Origin of the sequence: Vibrio sp. 10N.222.55.C6 (genome assembly GCF_041473395.1) — a bacterium.
Classification (GTDB): domain Bacteria; phylum Pseudomonadota; class Gammaproteobacteria; order Enterobacterales; family Vibrionaceae; genus Vibrio; species Vibrio crassostreae_C.
In genome coordinates this window covers 1-333 of the sequence record NZ_JBFRSD010000713.1, presented here as the reverse complement: position 1 = coordinate 333, position 333 = coordinate 1, and the positions used below count along the sequence as shown (strand labels likewise).

Below are 333 nucleotides of genomic sequence, written 5' to 3'. Positions count from 1 at the left end.
ATGGTATAGAACTTCAAATAATCAATGAATTTGGTGCTATTATTAATAAATATATCGTAAATAACAGTCCGTTCTCTTTTATTTGTGGTTATCAGAATTATGATGAACTGATCAACCAACATCCGTTCTTTTCCCGCAGTGCTAAATTATTCCCTTTTCCAAACCGTTTAAACTTAGGTCGTTACAGTTTCGATAACCAAAACCATCAACTCCCGGCTAACTTTCCTTGGTCTGATCACGCCGTACATGGCCTGCTCTATAACCAACCTTTTTCAATCACAAACAGCGTAGCCAACGAAGAGTTAGCCAGTGTGACAATGCAGTATCAAACGT

General features: G+C 37.8%; 1 pseudogene. It reads left to right on the top strand.

Annotated elements, in window-relative coordinates:
- Positions 1-333, top strand: a pseudogene (locus AB4486_RS25780) (aldose 1-epimerase); the annotation flags it as partial.